13 protein-coding genes are annotated in these 23,459 nt (G+C 33.1%); 4 read left to right on the forward strand and 9 right to left on the reverse strand.

Going from position 1 to position 23,459, the window contains the following annotated elements; translation table 11 throughout:
- Positions 1–387: 387 nt before the first annotated feature.
- The 3 genes from RINTHH_RS06235 to rpoD all read right to left on the reverse strand — a co-directional run bounded on the left by RINTHH_RS06235 (position 388) and on the right by rpoD (position 5,574).
- Entirely contained in the window at positions 388–2,601 is a 2,214-nt protein-coding gene (locus tag RINTHH_RS06235) for a caspase family protein (protein ID WP_008234289.1), read from the reverse strand.
- Between the two features lie 305 nt (positions 2,602–2,906).
- Complete coding sequence (sat, locus tag RINTHH_RS06240) at positions 2,907–4,085, reverse strand: sulfate adenylyltransferase (RefSeq protein ID WP_008234291.1); 1,179 nt, start codon at positions 4,083–4,085, stop codon at positions 2,907–2,909.
- Positions 4,086–4,401: 316 nt separating this feature from the next.
- Positions 4,402–5,574, reverse strand: coding sequence for an RNA polymerase sigma factor RpoD (rpoD, locus tag RINTHH_RS06245; protein WP_008234293.1), 1,173 nt, complete (start codon positions 5,572–5,574; stop codon positions 4,402–4,404).
- Positions 5,575–7,951: 2,377 nt separating this feature from the next.
- On the opposite strand from rpoD, the gene RINTHH_RS06250 reads away from it, so the two are divergent.
- Positions 7,952–8,956, forward strand: a complete 1,005-nt coding sequence (locus RINTHH_RS06250; RefSeq protein WP_008234295.1) for a transaldolase — start codon at positions 7,952–7,954, stop codon at positions 8,954–8,956.
- A gap of 349 nt (positions 8,957–9,305) precedes the next feature.
- On the opposite strand, the gene RINTHH_RS06255 is transcribed toward RINTHH_RS06250, so the two are convergent.
- A complete protein-coding gene (locus RINTHH_RS06255; protein WP_044304779.1) occupies positions 9,306–10,001 on the reverse strand; it encodes a potassium channel family protein in 696 nt (231 codons plus the stop codon).
- Positions 10,002–10,272: 271 nt separating this feature from the next.
- The gene (locus RINTHH_RS06260; RefSeq protein ID WP_008234299.1) at positions 10,273–11,607 is read right to left on the reverse strand and encodes a TrkH family potassium uptake protein; all 1,335 of its coding nucleotides are present in this window, start codon (positions 11,605–11,607) and stop codon (positions 10,273–10,275) included.
- Between the two features lie 1,000 nt (positions 11,608–12,607).
- Between RINTHH_RS06260 and RINTHH_RS06265 the strand changes: the two genes are divergently transcribed.
- Both RINTHH_RS06265 and RINTHH_RS06270 read left to right on the forward strand, forming a co-directional pair.
- Positions 12,608–13,051: a tetratricopeptide repeat protein gene (locus RINTHH_RS06265; protein ID WP_008234302.1), complete on the forward strand. Its 444-nt coding sequence runs from the start codon at positions 12,608–12,610 to the stop codon at positions 13,049–13,051.
- A gap of 970 nt (positions 13,052–14,021) precedes the next feature.
- Positions 14,022–15,131: a metallophosphoesterase family protein gene (locus tag RINTHH_RS06270; RefSeq protein ID WP_008234306.1), complete on the forward strand. Its 1,110-nt coding sequence runs from the start codon at positions 14,022–14,024 to the stop codon at positions 15,129–15,131.
- Between the two features lie 1,130 nt (positions 15,132–16,261).
- Here RINTHH_RS06270 and coaE read toward each other — a convergent pair.
- From coaE to cobA, 3 genes are all read right to left on the reverse strand, one after another.
- Positions 16,262–16,846: a dephospho-CoA kinase gene (coaE, locus tag RINTHH_RS06275; RefSeq protein WP_008234310.1), complete on the reverse strand. Its 585-nt coding sequence runs from the start codon at positions 16,844–16,846 to the stop codon at positions 16,262–16,264.
- Positions 16,847–17,307: 461 nt separating this feature from the next.
- The gene (locus RINTHH_RS11720) at positions 17,308–18,153 is read right to left on the reverse strand and encodes a uroporphyrinogen-III synthase (RefSeq protein ID WP_008234311.1); all 846 of its coding nucleotides are present in this window, start codon (positions 18,151–18,153) and stop codon (positions 17,308–17,310) included.
- A 101-nt stretch (positions 18,154–18,254) separates the two neighbouring features.
- A complete protein-coding gene (cobA, locus tag RINTHH_RS11725) occupies positions 18,255–18,980 on the reverse strand; it encodes a uroporphyrinogen-III C-methyltransferase (protein WP_008234313.1) in 726 nt (241 codons plus the stop codon).
- 1,083 nt (positions 18,981–20,063) lie between these two features.
- Between cobA and trmB the strand changes: the two genes are divergently transcribed.
- A complete protein-coding gene (gene trmB, locus RINTHH_RS06290; RefSeq protein WP_044304776.1) occupies positions 20,064–20,702 on the forward strand; it encodes a tRNA (guanosine(46)-N7)-methyltransferase TrmB in 639 nt (212 codons plus the stop codon).
- A 119-nt stretch (positions 20,703–20,821) separates the two neighbouring features.
- Here the strand turns inward: trmB and RINTHH_RS06295 are convergent, their stop codons facing one another.
- Positions 20,822–22,327: a hypothetical protein gene (locus RINTHH_RS06295; protein WP_044304777.1), complete on the reverse strand. Its 1,506-nt coding sequence runs from the start codon at positions 22,325–22,327 to the stop codon at positions 20,822–20,824.
- Between the last annotated feature and the right edge of the window lie 1,132 nt (positions 22,328–23,459).

Raw genomic sequence — 23,459 nt, forward strand, 5'->3', positions numbered from 1 at the left:
GGAAATAATTTATCATAAGCACCGAATTTTTAAACACTTTATTAGGCAAAAAGAAAATATTCATATAGAACATTTCTTTCCACTAAATCCCTTATTACATATGTAATATCCATACTTGACTTAGAAATAAACACAATGAAAGAATAAACCCCAAATTTGATTAATACCCTGTGGGTTTACCTACATAATTAATAACTATTTAATTCAGTATCTATAAGTTCACTAATTAATAGTATCAACAAATTGAAAATAATCTAGGACTTCAAACAAACTGGCCACCCAATAAATTTCCTGGTTTATTCAATAAAACCATATTTTTTCTTTTTCAGTAAATTATTTACTTTGTAAATTAGGTGCATAATTTTTATTATAAAGTCCTCATATTACTTATACTATTTGATAAATGAAACTAAAACTTGCCCACTTGTTAACATCAAAGCTGTAAAAACTCGATGGACTATTCGCATCATCAACGGAACAGCTTGCATCATGTAGATCTTCTAATAGTGCTTGGGTAACTTCAATAGGATTAAGCAAGGGATAAATACGTTGATGGTTAGACACATGACTATAGTATTTTACGGCTTGTTGCTCTATAGTATGTTTAAAGGGGGCCTTACTCAAAATTAACTGAGTCTCAGCAAAAGAAGTTTGTCCTGTTACTGCCCATTGAAAATCGGCAGTAAAGCCGGGTATAATTAGGCTCTTACCAGGAGCAATAACTATATTCTCTAATATAGGTTTATCTTGACCACTTCCATCATTGCCAATGCCTCCCCACTGGCAAAGAATATAAGCACTCATAGACGTATCTAAACCCAGCAAGATAACATATATAGAGTGATTAGTTAAGTTTTGAATCCGATACTGAATATGGCTACCAATAGGAACATTAGGTATTTGTCTGCTGCCAGTGTTCACTGCTTTTCTAATGGGTGAACCTGTAGTAGTACTTGCTCTTGTTTCCTGTTGGATAATAATTCCGGGAAGAATACCCGTTACTATTTCCAGATTCACCTTAACCGCCAATTGAGAAGAAGTTGCATTTTCCGTCAATCGCCATAATTTAGCTGCTTCCAAGGTATATATATTTGGAGTTAGTCGTTGCACAGCAATTTTAACTGCTTCCCCCTGTTCACCTACAGTGTTAGGCATGAGATCACCAGCCATTGAAAACAAACCATAACGACTACAAGAATTTATAATTGAAGAATTTGTATCTAATTCTGGTGGTTTGACAAGTGGCAATTTCCCAAAAACAAAATCAGCTGGTTGCTCCCCAGCAATTACAGAAGAAACATGGTTTAAGGTAGAAAGGGCACTTGTGGCATCGACCCTTTCTATTCTGTCTAATTCAGCTCCCAATGCTATAGTTAAACCAATATTGCGCGGAATAACCCGAATTTTTTCTTGAATTAACTGTCCTGGCTTTATTACAAATGTAACATCTCCTTTTCTCGCCTGGGCTTTTGCGGATAATACAGTGGGGAATTGATCAGACCAGATGGTTAGAGGTGAACGCAAAACTAAATTGACCTTGTCTGGTGCTCCTACTAGAGTAAATTGAGAGTTAACATCATAGTATGATAAGAGTTGAGCCGGTATTCCTCCCAGCCAGAGGTTAACAGTTTCTCCATCTTCTTTAACGCTCTGTATAACTCCCTCTGCTCCTATTTCTTGGATTGTTAAAAAGATATCGGCAATATGCTGTTGATTTGTTTTAGCATTCAAGGCATGGGGTTGTTGATAATTCCCTAGACGATACATAGAATTGGTTACTTGAGACAAGAAAAACTGCACCGTGGTTTGGGGTGTAATTCCCCACAAATATTGGGTCAAGGTATAAGTAAATAAACCAACACTCCAGCCATAAAATAGCAGCTCCCTGGCAACTTTTTTACCGTCACAGTTGGGAGTGAGTACAGTTGGTGGAGAGTTACTACCCAATATATTTCTGGTAGCTAACTGCTCAGTAAGTTTTACTTGTAATTTGGTTTGTTCCTCAGTGGCTCTTACAGTGGAGGAGCAAGCACGAATAAGCCATCCAGATGGGAATTGAGTATAAGGAGGATAATAACTACTATCCAACACCATTGTCACTTTATCTGTTGCCAGTGATTGTACTAGCAATTTCAGATTGTTTTCTAGCAAATAATCCTCTCGTTCACCTGTACTAGCAACAGTTACTAAGGCATTTTTTGATCTTGGGAGTGTTGTTTGCTCCTCAACCTGGCAACCATAACCACTGAAATGGAAAACTACCACATCCTCTGGTTTTGCTTGCTTGATTAGATGTTCAAGAAAAGCATCCTCAATAAAACCTCGAGAAGCCTGCTCATCTTTTAAAGTGAGAATATTAGAACTAGAAAAACCAAAGCGATGAACTAAAAGTTCCCTTTGCAGTTCTAAATCTGCTACACAGCCACCTAAAGGGGGGTTTTGAGAATATTCATTAATTCCTACTAATAAGGCAAATTTACGTGAACTTGGTTGTGCCAAAGCTTGATAATAACAATTGCCTAAAGATAGTAACTCAATCTGAGACAACCCCATAGTCGCAACAAGGGGTCCAAACCGTTGCAAAAAAGTCCGCCGCTTCATAATTAGCTTTCAGTCCTCAGCCAATCAGTTATAGCAATCCTAAGTCATTTATGAGTCAGAGTATAAAAGAGATGTTACCTCTTCTTACTTCTTAAATCCCCAATCTGATAATTTTCTGTTTATCATTTACATTCGGTTGAGATAAACTAATGAGTAATTAGGCTTTGGAGAATGTTGCTTTATCAACTTTTAAATACCTACAATCTTTGGACAGAAATTGTTTGATTTTGATTGACTTATTAGCTTAATAGGTCAAAACTAAAAGCACAAAATCAAAATAAATATTTGCCCTGTTACTTTTTACATTAACATGGTCTTTTTGACTGCATAAATCTTGCTAATTCTGCTGCGACTTCAGGACGAGAGAACTCTGGGGGTGGTAATTCTCCCCGGCGTAACATTTCTCTAACTTTAGTTCCAGACAAGTGAACTCTTTCTTCTGGAACGCTGGGGCTTGTTTTGGTTGTTGCCATTTGTTTTGTCCGGGTGCAGTAAAAAGCGTGTTCAAACATCATTGGTGTAATACCCAACTCTCCTGGCTGAAACTCATCAAAAATCTCCTGGGCATCATAAGTACCATAATAATCACCAACCCCAGCATGGTCGCGTCCTACTATGAAGTGTGTACAACCATAGTTTTTACGTATTAGAGCATGAAAAATCGCTTCCCTTGGCCCAGCATAGCGCATTGCAGAGGGGTTAATCGCTAAAAGCACTCGGTCTTTAGGATAATAATGTTCCAACAAAATTTCGTAACACCGCATCCGAACGTCAGCAGGAATATCATCTGATTTGGTTGCTCCTACTAAAGGATGTAAGAACAAACCATCTACTGTTTCCAAGGCACACTTTTGAATATACTCATGGGCACGATGAATGGGGTTACGAGTTTGGAAACCAACCACGGTTTTCCAACCCTTATCTTTCAATATCAACCGTGAGGTTACAGGATCTATTTGGTATGATGGGAACAGAGGATGGGGGGTACGTTCTAGTAGCCAAACATCACCAGCCAGATTAACCTCTCCTTGACTATAAACCACTTGAACACCGGGATGATTCTCTTCATCAGTCCGATAAACTTTTACAGCTTCTCGGTGCTTATCATAAGTGTACTTTTGACTGAGGTGTAAAACACCAATATATTTACCTTTTGCGTTATCTAGACGTACTAAACTATCTTCTTTGAGGTTAGCAGCCACCGATACTGATACAGAAAGGGTAATGGGAATAGACCAAGCCACACCATTAGCCATCCGCATGTCCGATACTACCTGATTGTAGTCATCCTGATCCATAAAACCAGTGAGGGGACTAAAACCACCAATCGCAATCATTTCTAGATCGGAAACAGATCTTTTATTCAATTGCACACGGGGTAAAAAATTGGCCTTGGATGTAAACTCTTTTACTTGTTCAGGTGTAGCAATACGATTTACCTGATACCCTCCATGTGGTGCAATACCTTTTATGTTGTTACTCAAGTTAATCCCTTCTTTGCTTTCTCTTGTAATTTTTTAATTACTTATTAAACTACCAAAATGCAAGTATGTACGTGAAACAAATTATGCTAGAACAATTATGTATACTTCTATATATGTAGAGGAATGGAATGTGCCTACAGACCTAAGTACGGACTAATTATGGATACAAATAATGTATTGCATTTTGCTATAACTCATTTTTATTTATTTACTACTATAGTTTAACTTCATAAGAAAACAGACAGAAGGAGAATTATCTTCTCCTTCTGTCCAATATTGATTTGAAAGTAGTATTTTGTTAATTAAATGTAAATACTTAGCGTATATATTCCTTTAAAACACTATTACGGTTGGGATGACGTAACTTACGCAGTGCTTTGGCCTCTATTTGGCGGATGCGCTCGCGGGTGACATTGAAAATTTGCCCAATTTCCTCCAATGTCTTCATACGTCCATCATCCAAACCATAGCGCAACCTCAAAACATCTCTTTCCCTGGGACTCAAGCTATCTAGTACTTTTTCTAAATCTTCTCTTAACAAACCCTTAGAAACTTGATCTTCTGGGGTCTCACCGTCAGATTCAATAAAATCTCCTAAACGGGAGTCTTCTTCTTTACCAATAGGTGTTTCTAAAGAAATAGGTAACTGAGCTGATTTAGCAATAAATCTAAGCTTCTCAATGGTCATTTCCATACGAGTCGCAATTTCTTCCTCAGTTGGTTTTCTACCCATTTCCTGGGAAAGCAATTTAGTAGTTTTCTTAATACGAGATATAGTTTCGTAAAGATGAACTGGGAGACGAATAGTACGAGACTGATCAGCAATTGCACGAGTAATTGCTTGACGAATCCACCAAGTAGCATAGGTGGAAAACTTATAACCCTTTTCGTGATCAAACTTTTCTGCTGCTCTAATTAAGCCCAAGCTGCCTTCTTGAATCAAGTCTTGGAAAGATAAGCCTCGATTCATATACTTTTTCGCAATTGAAACCACAAGGCGGAGGTTTGACTGTACCATTTTATCCTTTGCCCTGCGGCCAATGTGAAGGCGATAGCGAAATTGTGGCAAAGGAATTTTAACGGCTTCTGCCCATTCGCTATATTTTGGTTCTCGTGCAAGTTGGTCGTAAAGGCGATCACGTACACGTTCCATTTCCAGCAAATCAGCAATTTTTCTTGCCAATTCAATTTCCTCATCGGCTCTCAAAAGACGAATTCGGCCGATTTCTTGCAGGTAAAGACGTATAGAGTCCTCAGTATAATGTTTTTTCTTAGCTTGTGAACGACGACGCGATTTAGCGGCTTTCTCAGACTTTGCGTCATCATCAGACCGGGGCTCTAAAAATTCATCTACTTCACCATCATCGACAATTAGTAGGTCTTCTTCTTCCTCTTCGAGTAAGAGTTCTTCCAACTCGATTTCAGGTTGATTTATTATTTCTAAGTCAGGCTGATATATATTTTCGAGTACGTTGTTAGCCTGGTTCATGCCGCGTTCCTCATGCTCCTTGCAGAATCAATGACTCAAGATTTTCACTGCCGCCCTTATCATGAATTGGCTAAATTTTTCTAAGAGGGCATTTTGCTAATTCCCTTGGTGGATATTATCTGATAGATATTTAGTCCCAGTTTAATATCCCTGCCTTGCCTCAAAACAGAGGTGTGTTTCGTAGATAAACTTTTTGATTTCAAGAAAATGCCAATGCCAATGTTTTACGGACAAAACGCCGGCAAGATAGTCTCAAAGGCAATTTGACTTATCAAGAGGATTACTAATCCTGACACACAAACTATAGAGTACGGGAATATTTTTCAGTAAAAACTGTTTTGATTGTAGCCTGTTTCACAGAAATTGCACTCTATTTTATGTATCAACTCTATAAAACAATTAAGTCCTTTTAGTTTGTTGTAGCAAAAAAACATTATAAACGGTAGTTATTTTCCAGCAATTTTTCCAAAACTTATTGAAGTTATGATGATATTTTCAATACGCTCAAAACTAGGTACATTTGTATTTATTAAGCCTAAACAAATGTAAAAAAAACATAAGTTTTCTTCATAGAATCGACTTCTATCTAATTTTGTTATAGATCGAGACTATAATGCAGCTAAACAAACTATTTCTGATACTGGCCTATTATAAAACATCAAGTTTAAAGTAACTTTAGATGAGAGAATGAATTTAAAGATAAAAATTAGTTTCATTGAATCTCCACAAAAAAAGAAAGTTTTAGTATCAGATATTTTCCTTATTTATTTTAGGTCATCTCAGTAATTATATTACTTAACTAAGTAGTTATGGCCATGTCTTGAAAATATATTTTTTCCTATCTTATACAACTTATAAGATAAGTTGAGTTATTGCTGGAATTAGTAATAAGGTAATTCAATTAAATTAAAATGCTATACTCCATTCACATGCTAAAGTATTGCTGAAAATCCGGCTTTATGAAAATTGACAGGCTATTTTTTCATTGTGTAAATGGATATTTAAATCAACTCCTAAAAAGATTATTAACGGAAATATTAGCATTAGATTAATTTTTGCAAAAATGCATACAACTAAATTTGGAATCACACTGTTAACTGCAATTCTGCAGAAATACGAGGTTACCTTGTCCATTAATCAATAGTAATTCTTGATACATAATAGTGTCTAAGTCATTACTCAATTTTAATTAAAAATGGAATAATTTGTGGTGATATAATTATTTGTTACATTTTTCACTGCCTACACGAATTTTATATATAGCATACTTACAATTATATTATTTGCTAGCTTATAGCATGACACACTACAATTATTTTTACTTAATTAGGTCTATTCAAATAGAAACCAAGAAAAAAACTTTTGATAGTTGGTACTATCAGTCTGTAGACCAATTAATATTTCAGTTGAAACTATTTAAACCTGTTTAGTTGTAAATCTTACTTTGAGTTGGTATTGAATAAACTGTCTGGTATCTAGTAGTACTTACTATAAATTCAGACTAGTAATAATATCCATCAGTCGCTTGGCAAAAAAACACCCTCAAATTACTATAGATTTGAAACACGATAAAAGTACTTTCATAAAGTATATATGATTCGACTAAATTATGATTTTGATTATTTTACCCTTGTGTTATATTCATCACACTTAATTTCTTATTTGTATAGCAAACCCTAAGATATAGGTCATCTTCCAGCAATCATAGAAAAGGATTTTGTTAAATTTAATCATGGTCTATGTCATAGATAGGTGAATATCATCTATCTATGACATGAATTCAATATGCAGTATGTTCAAATATCCTCTTGATAATTTACTAATTGTCATTTTAATTAAAATCCCACATAAAATACGGATTGATTTGTTCAGATAACATACATATTTTTAATGACAACAAAAATACAAAAAAATAAATATATAGAGAAATTACAAAATATGTCTATTTTTTTAATTAAATATTCATTGTTTTTCCTTAATTTCTTAATTTTTAACAAGAACTAGCAGTAAATAGTAAAATCAGAAAAGCTCCGGGTACTAATGTAAATATCAAGGGTTGTGTGAGGCAAATACCACTATAGCAACAGAAATATGAAAATAGGGAACTAAGTTGATCTTACATTTATCAACAATGGATAAAACTGTAATCTGTTTTAATCAAAATGCATATAAACTCACAGCCAATTTCGAAATAACATGCCTAAAATAGTGCTGGGGGAATAAAACAGGCCTATGTGCAAAATTGTTAAGGTGTAATTGGTAATCGTTGAATAAAAGACATTAGATCAATTGCCAATTTTCTACTCACACATATCTGAAAATCAGCAACGAGAAAAATCATATTAGTCCTGAATCAATTATATTGAAGGAGCTATGTATGGCTAAGAATTTACTGGAACAATTGCGGAAAATGACTGTTGTGGTAGCAGATACAGGAGATATCCAGGCAATTGGAAAGTTTAGGCCTCAGGATGCAACGACTAATCCCTCTTTGATTACGGCCGCAGCACAAATGCCAGAGTATCAGGACATTGTGGATCAAACCTTGTTAAAAGCTAGGAAAGATCTGGGAACTAATGTTTCCCAGGCAGATGTTGTTTCTTTGGCATTTGACCGTCTAGCTGTATCTTTCGGATTAAAGATTCTGCAAATTATACCCGGCAGGGTATCTACAGAAGTAGATGCTCGTTTGTCTTATGATACAGAGGCTACAGTGAGGAAAGCAAGGGAACTAATTGCTCAATATGAATATGCTGAGGTTTCCCGTAATCGTATTTTAATTAAAATTGCTTCTACTTGGGAAGGTATTTGTGCTGCGGAAATACTTGAAAAAGAAGGAATTCACTGTAATTTAACTTTATTATTTGGTCTACACCAAGCAATCGCTTGCGCAGAGGCAAAAGTAACGTTGATTTCTCCTTTTGTAGGAAGGATTCTTGACTGGCACAAGAAGGAAACTGGGCGTGACAATTATCCTCCTGCGGAAGACCCTGGAGTTTTGTCTGTAACTAAAATTTACAACTACTACAAGAAGTTTGATTACCAAACAGAGGTCATGGGAGCAAGCTTCCGTAACATAGACGAAATTACTGGATTGGCTGGTTGTGATTTACTAACAATTTCACCTAATTTACTGGGTGAGTTACAAGACACAATTGGTGAATTACCTCAGAAATTAGATGGTGAAAAAGCATCCAGCATGAATCTTGAAAAAATTTCCATGGATAAGGCTGCTTTTGAAAAAATGCACTCTGAAGATCGCATGGCATCTGATAAGCTAGATGAAGGTATTAAGGGATTTACAAAAGCATTAGAAAACTTAGAACAGTTGCTAACAGAAAGATTAGTAAATCTAGGTGCCGACTCTAAAGTTACTGTCTAACTTATAAGTACCAGGGAAGATGAAACTGACTTATCGTCTTCCCATGCCCCTAATTATCACTTATTAGGATTCAGAGAAAAATAAAAGGCAGGGTAACAACCAGGAATTCTAACCTTTGCCTTTTACTTTGATCTAGAATTATGCACTACTAAACACATGTAGTAGTAAAGTTATAAATAGTACTAAACCTCATTGAAACGTATAACTTAAAGGTTAAAAAAGCTTTAGTCATAGACTAAAGCTTTAGCGGTTATTCTGAAGCATTTGACTAGCATAATATATTTTTTTTAAGGGATCAGAAGGCAATATGTAAATTACCCAGTTCCTAGCCAAGCAAATTTTTTTGTGCTCAAATTGGTAACCGATTAATATCTTGGTTCCTTCCTATAACAGCCATAATAGATCCCTTTTGTAAACGTTTACCCGGACCTGGATTAATTAAAAATTTTCCCCCTTCACTAACTGCTAATACATTGACGCCAAAGCGATTACGTAAATGCAATTCAGCAATATTCTTACCGTGAAATTCTTCTGGTACAATCAACTCTACAATACTATTATCTGGATCAATATCGAATCTTTCTAAAATTGATGGCTTAGTTAGTGTTCTTGCTAATGCACAACCTGCTTCATATTCAGGAAATACAACGTGATCTGCACCTACTCTTCTTAATAGTTTACAATGGACTTCACTTGATGCCTTAGCCACGACATTAGATACACCGCCCTCTTTGACATTTAATGTAGTAATTATACTCTCTTGAATGTAATTGCCAATTCCCACAATAACAGTATCAACTTCAAATATCCCAGCTTCTTTTAATGCTGACGGCTCAGTAGAATCTATTTTCACCGCGTGACCAGCAATATTTTCTGTTAAGGCTTGGGCTACACGCTTTTCATCTATATCTGTAGCTAGTACTTGATAACCCAACTTGTGTAATGTTGTACTAACAGAACGACCAAAACGACCTAATCCAATGACTGCAAACTGCTGGTCGTCTTTAATTAAATTACGAAAAAATTTTAATGATGACAAGTTCACTATTGTTATTCCTAATTGATATAGACATTTAGAAGTAACCATATATTAGGATTTGATTACTTATGTCATATAACGTTCTTATGTATTTAATCAATTCAGAGAGTATTTATCATAGAAAAATTGAACTGAAAAAGTAAAAAGGGGTTTTATGAGTACTTATTTTATGATTAATAGTATAATCCAGGGTAGAGAATTAATGACCAATTTTTCTGATTGTTAATCATTCATTATTAAATAATAAATAACAAGTGCTTATTATTTATTATTTAATTTATCCAACAAGCAAACTTTCTTCTGGATAATGAATTTGTGTGGGGCGAGGATCACCAAATATGGATGACATTAAAAGTAATATCCCCACCCTGCCAATATACATGGTAATAATTAAAATTATTTTACCCAGGCTAGACAAACCTGCTGTAATTCCAGTAGATAAACCAACGGTAGCAAATGCAGATACTACCTCAAATAATATTTGAATAAAGGGTAAATTAGGGTCTGTAATAGAAATTATCACTGTAGATATAATTACTGTTCCTACAGAACCAATTAATACACCTGTAGCTTTAAAAATCAATGAATTTGACACTTTTCGTTCATATATAATTACTTCCTCCTTACCCTGTAAAATTGATTTAGTGCAACTAGTTAACACTCTAAGAGTTGCTGTTTTAATACCTCCACCTGTACCACCAGGACTAGCACCAATAAACATTAAAGCAATCACAATAAATAATCCGGCATTGCTCATTTTATAAATGTCAATGCTATTAAAACCAGCTGTTCTTGTGCTAACTGATTGAAATAAGGCAATTAAAAATCGCTCATAACTGCTAAGACTGCCAAACCTTTCCGGAACTCTCAATTCCACCAGAGAAAATGCTATTATCCCTAGAATAATAAGAGCTATAGTTGTGCTAGTGGCGACCTTAAAACCTAAAGAGAAAGTTAGTGTTTCATGTTTTCCATTCCAGCGAGCATGCAACCAGAAAAACATTTCTAAAATAACTTGATAGCCAATCCCCCCCAAAATAACCAAGGCGGAAATAGTAAATATTAGTAAAGCTGAGGACTGGTACCTTATAAAGCTATCAGAGAATAAGCTGAAACCAGAGTTATTCCAAGCACTAACACTATGAAAAATTGCTAGCCAAATTCCTCTCTGCCATCCACTATCTTTCACAAAGACTGGTAATAATAACAACATACCAGTAACTTCAAAAATTAATGTTGTGGCTACAATAGAACGAATAATATTACTACTACCACTAATACCTGGTCGGTCCAAAGCCTGCTGAATAGCCCTTTTGTGGCGTAAGTCAAATCTTTTACCAGTTAGTAAAATTAGGAAAGTAGTTGTGGTCATATAACCCAAGCCACCAATTTGTGTTAGCAGCAGAATTAATAATTGACCCCAAAAAGAAAAATCTGTACCAGTATCAGCTACTACTAACCCAGTAACACAAACTGCTGATGCTGAAGTGAACAGAGATACAATTGGATCATTCCATATACCAGCACTATTAGCAAAAGGCATCATTAATAGGATTGTTCCTACTGCGATTACTACTAAAAAACCTAAGCAAATTGTTCTAGAAACAGTCATATAGAATATTGACTCAGCAAATATTTCCGAGGCTAAAGGTAGGGTAGAACTTCTCTGGAAGATAAAGAAACACTAATTCAATCTCAATTAAAAGTACACATTTTAGTTTGTAAATGTATTTCTCATCTAGTTTCAACTTTGTCTTAACTTGTGAGTGGAACTCTGTTATCAGCAGATTAAATAATTTTGTGATTCTCCTATTATATTATGTGAGAATACGTACAATAGTTATAATAGTGCAATAGAAATCCGGAAAAAGACTACGGGCAGGAAGAAACTTGGCTAATGAAAGAAATCTATATACTGTAGGAATATCAATGGAGTGTAGAGCATTATTACTATAAGTTGTAATATTGGTATTAGCTTTTTGTGATTGGTAGAAATATTTCATACTGATGCACGGGTATTATCTTAAGTTTGACAGACAAGCCCCATCTTTCATCAGTTTCCGAGGAATTTACCTTGAAGATATAGAAAATAGTTTTTGCTACTAAATTAATTTTAGCTTTTAATTTTAGCTGCACATACAGAGTAAATTTTTCCAGCTTCTATTTATTCATATTTTCTTTTGGTTATGCTAGGACAATCATTTTATTACTAACAAATACATGAATGCTGATATTATTTATTACAGTTAATTATATTTATCTTTGAAATTGACATACAAAAAACCTAATATGGAGATTATACAAATATATAATTCTAGTAAATAGTATAATGACAGTATATTTACCATAAAATTTAATAGGATATTCCCAAGAGCTATGTTCAACTTGGCTCATGAACTTTTTTAGCTCAGAGGTATATATCAACCTCATCACAAAAATCAGTGATTTATAACTGAATTATATAGTTTATTGATAGTAGTTACGTATTCATCTGATAAGAATGTCACCTCAAAAAGGTGATTTATAACTATATATATGTTTTAAAATTTGTTTGGAAATTATTATTAGGATATTATTTATTTACCGCTGCATTTATTTTATAGCTATTAATCATGTTAGATTTATTTGCCATTATTGCTGTTGTTTTACCTATTTTGTCCCTGATTTACTTATCAGTTAAAACATGGAAAACTAATGTTATATTTCGACAAGCTATTACTTTTTATAAAGCAAAAGATTACGCAAATGCAGAGACATATTTTCAACAGTTAATTGCCATTAATTACACAAATGACTTAGTACATCTCCTATTAGGAGATACATTATTAAGACAAAAACAATTAGAAGCTGCAATTGATAAATATCAAGAAGTCGTTAAACGAGCTCCTGAAAAAGTTGATGCTTACTGCCGCTTATCTAATGCCTTAATAATACAAGATAAACGGCAAGAAGCTATAAATTTGCTAGAAAAATCTCAAAAATATTTTCAATCAAAACGTCAAGTTAATGACCTGAAAAAGATTCAGCAATTATTAAAAATAATTACTGAATCTTAATATAATAATATTAACAATTATATTTATGTAATCACTTAACATTAAGTTAGTTATATTATTCAATCAGTTAATATTTACTCACTTGACTGGAATAATTCTTATATTCCCACTATACATATTAGGAAGGACAATTATCTTAATTTAGTACTTTAAATAAATATCATATTCATAATAACTACTATGTAATTTATTGTAGTGCTTAGTTACTCAGATTTTGCAAAAAGCATCCATATATATTTTATAAGTTTTTGACATACAGATTTAAAATCCTAAGTTACTCTAATGAAGATACTTTAGCTCTTAAGATTCAGTGCAGTTAGCAGCTGCTAAAAAGGGTGGTTATGAAAATCTTCATCTACTAAGAATGACAAATATTTTGGTTATTCCAGAGGGGGGGGAATTCATTCAGTTCCTTGAAATGAAAACATGAACATACACAGCATTATCGTCAAGCTTTTAGCAGATAAGATAAACGGAATAAAACCTGGAATAACTAGAAATTAGTATATCCTAATACCTTGAACACAAGATAGATTTCAAAGTCTTTGGTAAAAAAGGTATTAGCTATGTTAGATAAGGCGAAATACATAATTTTGCTTTTTTGACTGTCCGGGTTGTTTTATCCTCGGAGATATTAGTTTTAGCAAGTCTAATATACTCATTTAGATACTAATCCTATCAGTCACTATTCCATTCACGCAGCTCTCAATTCTTAACATACTAATTATTATATTTTAACTTTCATTATCTTCTTATAAGTTTAGGTATTATATACCCACTATTTTCTCTAGAGTATGTCATTCTTGGTTAGTACCCTATAACTTTAATCTTCATCTTTTTTACTCATTCTTATCTTCTAGTCTTTACTGATCATATTAAGGGATCAACTTATAACTACATAATATAGGTAAAGTTATAATCTTTGAATAGAGAGTTTTTACACCCCGATTTTAAAATTGACTTTAATTCAATGGCTTATAAATTTCGTTTTGCGATAGTCAGTGACTTACATATTGCTCTCCCTCACACAATTTGGCAACATCCCAGTCGATTTCATTGGGTAGAAGTTAGTATCCATGCATTGGAAAGTGTACTAGAACATTTGACGCAATTAGAATTAGATTTTTTACTAATTCCCGGAGATTTAACTCAGCATGGGGAGGCAGAAAATCATAGTTGGTTAAGTGAGCGCCTGTCAAAATTACCTTTTCCTGTATATGTGGTTCCTGGCAACCATGATGTTCCAGTATTACGAGCAGATTCACAATCCATTTCTTTCAGAGATTTCCCTTACTATTACCGTAAATTTGGTTATAATCAACCAGAGCAGAGTTACTATATCTGTGAATTAATGCCAACTGTGAAACTAATTGGATTAAATTCTAACTCGTTTGATTATGAGGGAAAACTATTAGGAAGATTAGATCAACATCAATTAGAATGGCTGAAAGGAGTTCTAGCTAATACTGGAGACGATCTAGTTTTAGTAATGGTACATCATAATGTGATTGAGCATTTACCCAATCAATCCCAACATCCGATGGTACAGAATTATATTCTACAAAACGCATCAGAGCTATTGCAAGTATTGGCAAGACATGGGGTCAAACTAATATTCACCGGACATTTACATGTTCAAGATGTTGCCCAGTCTCATGGTATATATGAGATAACAACAGGTTCACTAGTTAGCTATCCCCATCCTTATCGTATTCTTGAATTTCATCAAGATAATTATGGTAGAGAATGGTTACAATTTTTATCTTACAGGGTGGAATCTCTGCCAGAATTTCCTAACTTTCAACATTCTTCTCGAGAATGGATGAGAGATAGGAGTCTTCCTTTTCTTGTTAGGTTTTTAAGTTTACCACCTTTTAACCTATCACCACTACAAGCAGAGGAGCTTGCTCCTAGCTTTAAAGATTTTTGGGCAACCGTTGCTTGCGGCGATGCATTACTAGATTACCCTGAATTTTCAACCCATCTACGCCAGTGTTTTCAGCGATATGGGGCTATTTCCTCTTCTGGTATCCCCACATTAATTGATAATCACAGTACCTTACTACTCTCTAATTTATAATTTATATGGGAAAATAATATTAAGAAGCAACCCCATCAATGTTCCATGTACATACAGCTTCTCTTAGAGAAAAAAACTTGAGGTTTAGCTATATCTTCCGACCTTAACTTTATATTAATGCCTGTAATATCAAGCATGCGAATCACTGAAATTATTTTACTTTAATACTTTCATCTGCTCCCTAAGTACAAGTAGGAATAGAAGTAGATATAAGCAGTGATTTTTTTGAATATTCATGGAAACCATGAGGGGAGGAGATTTCACTTTTTCAGTTCATTTATTTCAGGAAAGAATTGAATTTTAATAAATACATTTGGTGGGGTGAGCAAATATTAGAGAAGGTAATTAATGTACTTGGTAAAAAAATCTCTTCATATAGACTATGAATATCTAGTCAACATTATACTAGCGGATCACATAAGTAAATTCTAATCTGGTAACCACGTATATGAAAGGCATGGATTTATCAGAGACATGATTTATTTATAAACCAAAATCATGAGGAAATCATAAATTTAGTATTTAATAATTTATAAAGATAATTTTCCCTATTCCAAGAGAAGAAGTAAGAAAGCAAATTTTATTGAAGACTACACATAATGTTAGACAATGTACCAATATTTACGCAGTAATGTAGATTTACATCGATATTCATCTCCATAAGTGATTTATATCAGGCAATTATTAATTATAAAAAAGTTAAAAATAAGGTTACAAGGAAGCAGTATATAAGCTTTTATTCTATAAATAAAATGAGATTAGAGACTTTATGATTGTTGTTATAACTATTAATATCATCTGACAATTTATCAGAGTATTTTGTAAGATCAATAAACTCCTAAACAAATTAATATCATTGATTATGAATTTAATTTGTTTGGTATCTATCTAAGTAATTCTAGGATGAGAAGGCATTTTATTGTCCAAAAAATCTGGGTAGTAGAGTTCTACTTTGATTTACTGATTAGATACGAATAATAAACTAAAAAACATTATTTCTTGCGCAGAGTACTAGATTTTTTGTACTTTTCATATATTAGTCTTGTATTAAAGCAATTAGTATGGTTTTTCTATATAGAAAATATTTTTTAAGAGCCCTTTATTTTCATCTCTATTTTAAATTAATAATCTCACCTAAGTAAAACTTGATCTATTTGCATGTACAATTCTCCCAGTGTTAAATTATTTTCTAGAACTACATCTGCAAGGTCGATCTTGTTCGACAGTGGTATTTGACTGTCAATTCTTGCTTGTGCTTCCTCTATAGTTAATTGATTATGCTGTGTTAATCTAGCTAGTTGTTGCTGTATATTACAGAAAACTACCCAAATTTCCGTGACCAGGTTACTCATTCCTGCTTCAAATAATAGGGGTATAACTAGTACGAGTACTTTATCTGATGATTGTTTAATTTCCTCCAGGAAACGATCACGTACATAAGGGTGGATTAGATCTTCTATATAAGAACGCTCTTCAGGGTTATGGAAAATAATTTCACCTAGTTTTTGGCGATTGAGATTTCCATCAATTAGTAATATTTGTCTACCATATCTTTGTACGATCATTTTTAGAATGTGTGAACCTACAACTACTGCATCTCTAGCATAGATATCAGCATCTAGAATGGACAGGTTATATTTTTTGGCTAAATGATTTGAGACAGTTGTCTTACCAGTAGCTATACCACCAGTTAGACCAATAATTCGTTTGGCCATTTAATAATATGCTTGTTGGACTTTAGATTTTGGGTAAGAATGTAGAATAGGAACAAGTCAATAGAAAATAAGTAAAAATTAAGAATTCAATATTAAAATTTTTAGAGAAATACTCTGAGTTTACGATAGAATTCTGTAGACATACTTTTTATTAAACCCATTCTGGTTTGCCACTAGATAAAGGTTATATTCTCCTGTATAAGTAACTATCAATCAATCATTAGAATGCTCAATCTGGTGACAAATTGTAACTATCTCTGTATGTCGGTTAAATTAACTCTCTGTGTTAATTTGGTACTTCTAAAAATTTCATAAGAATTCTGTCATATTGAGAGTTGAATGTAAGAAACCTATATTTTTGTAGTTGTTGCATAAGTTTTTCCACAACTTGATATTACATGATTCTCGATCACAAAATTTTATAACTCCTCATTTAATATCTTGACAAAAATTCTAAATGATTACTTATTTAAAAAACAATTCCATTCAACTAGTGCTTTAATCAAACCATCTAAAGTATACTCTTTTGCTTCTAAATCCACACGTCCTATCAGGGAAAAACAACTTTTTGATGTTTGGGGACCAATGGAAGCGACACACACTCCTTGTAAGTATTTTTTTACCACTCGTCTTAGGTTTTCCTCCTCAGTTTTGCTATCTCCGCTCCATTTGACATTAAATGTTTTTGCTAATAGTTGGCAGAAAAACCTTACTGTCTTGGAACTTGCAAAAGTAATTACGTCTACATTAAACTTTTTTAGAGCCAATTTAGCTTCTGGTGGAATATTACTGGGACAAACAGATTGATATGCTGCAGCCTCGACAACCTCAGCACCTTTGGCAGTAAATTCTCTTACCAAAAAATCCCTGCCACCGCTTTCCACTCTGGGAAATAATATTTTCTTTCCAGAGAATTCTTCAGGAAATTTTTCTACTATAGAATCTGCAACAAAATTAGGGGGAGTAAAATCTGGTTGTAAATCCTTCTGTTTTAAGGTTTGGGCTGTTTTTTCACCAACTACAGCTATTTTTACTTCTCCTAGTTCAGAGACATCTTGACCATGGGCATTCAAGCGATCAAAAAAGAAATTGACGGCATTACTTGAAGTAAGAATTAGCCAGTTGAATTTAGCCAAATTCATGATTGCATTATCTAAACTTTCCCAACTTGAAGGTGCAACTATTTCCAAGGTTGGCATTTCAATAACTTTAGCACCAGCATGAATAAGTGATTGAGTAAACTCGCTAGACTGTCCTACAGAGCGAGTGACAAGAATAGTTCTATCTGTCAAGGAAAGAGTTGCCATTGTTAATTTTGGATTTTAGATTTCAGATCAGGTAAAATCATGTCGAAAATTAATATATACTAATACGTAATCCTCTTTTTTTCCTTTTCTATCCCTTGATTCTAAAATTGCAAGTATTTGCGGAGTTCAACAACCTCCCCGATCACAATAATACTAGGTGAAAGTTTTTCTTCACCAGTTTTTTCTAAAATATTAGATAATGTGCCCGTCCAAACTCTCTGCTGATTAGTTCCTGCCCAACGGATAATAGCAACTGGTGTATTAGATGAACGGTGATTCTTCAATAGCTGGCAAACTATTTCTCCCAGACTTTTACCACCCATTAGAACTACCAGAGTATTAATCCGTGAAAGGACATCCCAATCTAATGAATCCGGCTCATGAGCAGTTAACACAGCAAAACAACGACTCATTATAGGATCTGTGAGTGGTATGCTTGCTAATAAAGGTGCAGCTAAAGCTGAGGAAATCCCAGGAACCACCTCAAATTTACAACCTGCTGTTTTCAAGGCATAAATTTCTGATGTACAACGACCAAAAATAAATGGGTCTCCAGATTTTAACCTAATGACTTGCATACCTTGATGACAGTATTTAATTAATAACTGATTAATATACTTTTGGGGAGTACTCGGTTTACCACCTCGTTTACCCATTTCTAATTTCAGGCAGTCCGGGGGTAATAGTCTCAATAATTCAATATCTACCAGTGCATCATAAACTAAAACCTGAGAACTCTTTAAGATATTGTATGCTTTCACAGTAAGGTGTGCTACATTCCCTGTTCCTGCACCTACAAGATAAACTTTGCCCTTTTGTTTAGCCATAAGTATGTAATATTTCTGGTTTTATCAAGCTGAAAAATTTTATAATTAATTTTGAATCTTACCTATAAAGTTTAATTACTTACATCCTTTTTCTAAAAGAATTTACCTCAAATTAGTTTAGCTATCTGAGAATCCGTAAAGTTATAAATTTACTTCCCCTTGCAAAGCGATGAGAGTTTTATGAACAGGCTATTATGATTACCATGTTTTACATCAAATAAAGATTATTTGAAGATGATGAACGAGAAATAACATTATGAGAAACACATTGCAACATGATGTTAAGAAAATTGTCAGAAGTAAAAAATAATACTAATTTCTTCGCTATTGCCACACTTTTAAATCAGGATTTAACTATTAATGATAAATTCGGACCAACACCTTACGCAATTACAAGTATACCCTGAATCATGAGTTAATCCTGGGTTTTGAGCAAATGATTATTCCTAATCATTCTAGTGACCGGTAAATCTACTTCTGCTATGTTAATTATTATTTCTGATAAAATAGGCTAAGGTGAATTTCTTTCATAAGCTACAAATATTGACTTCATACTTATAATTATCCTGTTTCGATTTGGAAATCAGATAAATGACTAATTAGTATTCTGTATATGTCAGGTTACCCTTATAGCATGAGCTTTAATTATATAAATAAATTAAATTTTTACCATATTTGCTATTTATTCACGATGGATATGAAGAAATATTTTTTAGAATTAAATTTTTGGAAAATAGCATGAAATATAGAGTCAATATATCTACTTAATTGGCCATTATTATATTTAGTATTATCCCTTAATAAGGTAATACTAATTAACATATATATGCTAAATACAATCAATTTGAGAATATGTTTTAGATAATAAAATTACCAACACTTAAATGAAATAGTAAAGAAAAACCTATAGAAAGTTCTTATGGGGTTAAAAATCCTATTTAACCTATATAAAGGTAAAAAGCATTAATTCAAAGGAAGAATAAAGACAATCGTGAGTTGAGTAAAACAAGAATCAACTAAGCCGTAATCGAAATTTTTCGTTAAATTGTTAATAGCATTATTCAAAGAGCATAAAGTTTAGCAATGTTACAAGTTAGAGTCCGCCAGCATGTTAACCCCTTGGCACGAAGGTATCAAATAACTCCTAAACCTCTCGAATGGGGGAAAATCTACAGCTATCCTAGTCAACCCCTACACTTGGATATTGGTTGTGCCAAAGGAAAATTTGCATTAGAAATGGCACAGATAGAAACTCATTGGAATTTTTTGGGGTTGGAAATTCGTGAGCCTTTGGTAATTAATGCAAATCATGTAAGAGAAACGTTAGGTTTAACAAACTTGCATTATTTATTTTGTAATGTTAACACCTCCATTCAATCACTATTATCATCCCTCCCTCCAGGGGTATTAAAGTGGGTAAGCATTCAATTCCCTGATCCTTGGTTTAAGCATCGCCATGCTAAACGAAGGATATTACAACCAGAACTAGTTAAAGGATTAGGAGAATGTTTGGCCCCAGGGGGGGTAGTTTTTCTACAGACTGATATTCATTTTCTGGCAACAGAAATGTGTAGTCGACTTTCAGGAAATCCCTGTTTGATAAGGGAAAACAGTGACAAGTGGTTATCAGAAAACCCTCTTCCGGTAAGGACTGAGAGGGAAATAGCTACCCAAAAGAAGGGACAACCTGTGTACCGTAATTTATTTTACAAAATACCCTAGTACTCCACAAATATCAACTTACTAATTTCATTCACTAATTTCATAAAAAAAGAAAAAAGTGAAGGAGTTTTAGATTGCCACTTTACTCTTCTCTCTTCTCTTTCTTAATTCTTTTTTCTCTATGAATTTGGGGGTTTACCAGAATTACGAACATTTACTATCTTATTTAGAATGTCAAACCAGAAAGGTGCACCCATAGCAATCGCAATTCCACTTAAAACCCAACCAGCAAATATGCTCAAGTGCCTAAATACAGGAATTCCCCCCTTTTGAGAAAATACTTGTTGTTTTAAATTTGTATCCGTCCACCCCAAAGGTAGAGATATATCATTTAATGCCAAATCAGTTTGGTTCTTTAAGGCATCAAGATTAAGTGCAGATTGGGGGCTCTGCCATAAAATTTCTCCTGCATTATTAATAATTGTATTTCGAATTGCCGAATCTTTAGAAAGTCGATTTATCATGTGAAATGCATCTGCATTAGAGCTGGCAGCAATAATAACTCCCAACATAATTGCTACACCCTTGGCATTCCGTTTATATACTCCCGATGCTCTATCCATCGCTTGATTAAAAGAAGTCTCTATTTCCCGGCGTAAAAAGTCAATTCCTTCTTCTGCCCTTTTTACTCCAGTTTGAGAATTTTTAGCAATAATTGTTAGGGTTTGTACAATTGATTGTGGAAGAGTGTCAATTATATTATCAAGTGCCTTAAATGTCTCACTATCACTATCCTGTATTGCTTCTTTTATCTCTTCATAAACAGGGCTTCCCCTATTGATAGATTGCAAGACTTCATTCACATTTGGTTGTAAGCCATTAATAGCTATTACTTGTTGTATATTCTTAAAAGAATTTTGTTTTATGAATTTCAGTCTTTCCAAAGCTTTATTTGATACATCATCGTCAATCATATTTGTCTGAAAACTATTTATATATTTATTAATACTTTGTCCCATATGATTAATACTTACAGCTAAGTTAGTCTTCTCCTTTCTAAAATCCCAAATAATTTCCTCAAAGTTTGCATATACCTCAGTAAATTCTTGATACATCTTATTTAAAAAAATAGATATTTCTTCATTAGTTTTTGCTTGCTCTTGCATTTCAAATAAAATATTTTGGATTTCAGCCAATTTTTGCTCTTTAAATTTTCCAAATCTGGACTCACTTAACTTTTGAACTAAAGCTTGTACTTGCAGTGATTCAATAAGAGTTTTAGCAAAAATTTGTGAAGGAATATAAGAAGGTCCACTATGTTTTTGATTTCCAAATACGGTATCTGTGAATTGTAATTTTAGACTCTTCTTCCTAAATGAATTAGAGATGGAAGCCATATACCAAGTTAATCGACGTGGCAATAAAGCTAGAAAACCCTTAGCTTCTTGATTAAGACCTTTAATCAAAGGATTAGCGTAAATTTGATTGACTAATTGAATTACCCTAAACTCTTGTGAATTTTGAACATCTCCGGCTAGAAATATTTCTATTGACTTCCTTAAATGCTGAGCTCGCCATTGCAAAAGAGTAGCTATCAGTTCTTGAAATTCTGACGCTAATAAGCTCAATATCAAGTAAATAAATATTAAACCAAGTGTTATATCTAAAATAAAAGGTAGGTTCATTAGCAATCTCCCTACATGGGCTAGTTTAATGTTTATTAAAAACAAATAAAAAGATCCTAGACTAAATTTAGCATTACTTGAAACTGGCGGAATATTTTTTTTAAGCTTGACTAATTCGGATGCAAATAATTCTATATATGTGTTATGGTAATCTACAGAGCAGATGCTTTAAATCAGTAATATCAGTTTAATTATGTAGATGCAAGACTATGAAAATAGTTTTACTTGTTCATAAACTCTTAGCAACTGATAATAAGCTATGACTCAAACATCATCAATATTTTATTGAAATCTTATATTTCGATTTTAATAATTAAGTAATTTTAGTTAGCTTGATTTAGACTTTAATACCCGCACAATATTGATATGAAAAGCTACCATGTCGTTTCTATAATTGATAAAAATGATAATATTTGATGACAAAATTTATATAAATTATTCCCGATAAACATATTTGCATATTACATTAAGAAGCAATATAACAATTTCAAATATTTACATAGATTATAAAAAAGTAAATGCTAGTGATTGTTGTTATGTTATAACAACAATCAATTTTTTAGTCGAGCTATAAAATGACATGAAGCTCATAAATATAGTCATAACTGAGTTGTTAAATATTGAATTACTTTTGATTAGCTTAGTATTCAATAAAGCTATTTAGTAAAGTCTTATGCTCACACAATTAACCTCTGAGAATATTATCCTTACAGATTAACTATTTGAGAATTTACTTTAAGTAAGAAGATGATATTACTCAAAGGTAAACCAAATCATACAGAATAAAGGTGAAAATAATTAAAATATAAAAAACTTAGCCGTAGAGCATAATACAATAAAGCGTCATCTAGTAAAATTTTTGATGGGTTAGTCAATCAATAATGAATTAATAAAAATATAGAAGCATCTTCAAAACCTATTTATTGCCCGTAGGATAAAAATCCAAAATTGGGTAATTTTTATATTAGAAAACAAATATATTAAATAGAGTCAATAACAAAAAATATAAATCAATAGTTTAGTCAATTAGACGTAGTTTGTAAGAATGTCTTTTCCAAGGTAAAATTTATGTTATCATGAATAATTATGGTTTATTTAATCATAATCCATGAATACAAAGATTTTTGAATGC

It is taken from the genome of Richelia intracellularis HH01 (assembly GCF_000350105.1).
GTDB classification, from domain to species: Bacteria; Cyanobacteriota; Cyanobacteriia; order Cyanobacteriales; family Nostocaceae; genus Richelia; species Richelia intracellularis.

Excerpts from the sequence above, each read along its gene's own strand:
- RINTHH_RS06235 (WP_008234289.1), bottom strand. The coding sequence starts at position 2,601 with ATGAAGCGGCGGACTTTTTTGCAACGGTTTGGACCCCTTGTTGCGACT.
- rpoD (WP_008234293.1), bottom strand. The coding sequence starts at position 5,574 with ATGAACCAGGCTAACAACGTACTCGAAAATATATATCAGCCTGACTTA.
- RINTHH_RS06250 (WP_008234295.1), top strand. The coding sequence starts at position 7,952 with ATGGCTAAGAATTTACTGGAACAATTGCGGAAAATGACTGTTGTGGTA.
- RINTHH_RS06260 (WP_008234299.1), bottom strand. The coding sequence starts at position 11,607 with ATGACTGTTTCTAGAACAATTTGCTTAGGTTTTTTAGTAGTAATCGCA.
- RINTHH_RS06265 (WP_008234302.1), top strand. The coding sequence starts at position 12,608 with ATGTTAGATTTATTTGCCATTATTGCTGTTGTTTTACCTATTTTGTCC.
- RINTHH_RS06270 (WP_008234306.1), top strand. The coding sequence starts at position 14,022 with ATGGCTTATAAATTTCGTTTTGCGATAGTCAGTGACTTACATATTGCT.
- coaE (WP_008234310.1), bottom strand. The coding sequence starts at position 16,846 with ATGGCCAAACGAATTATTGGTCTAACTGGTGGTATAGCTACTGGTAAG.
- RINTHH_RS11720 (WP_008234311.1), bottom strand. The coding sequence starts at position 18,153 with ATGGCAACTCTTTCCTTGACAGATAGAACTATTCTTGTCACTCGCTCT.
- cobA (WP_008234313.1), bottom strand. The coding sequence starts at position 18,980 with ATGGCTAAACAAAAGGGCAAAGTTTATCTTGTAGGTGCAGGAACAGGG.
- trmB (WP_044304776.1), top strand. The coding sequence starts at position 20,064 with ATGTTACAAGTTAGAGTCCGCCAGCATGTTAACCCCTTGGCACGAAGG.
- RINTHH_RS06295 (WP_044304777.1), bottom strand. The coding sequence starts at position 22,327 with ATGAACCTACCTTTTATTTTAGATATAACACTTGGTTTAATATTTATT.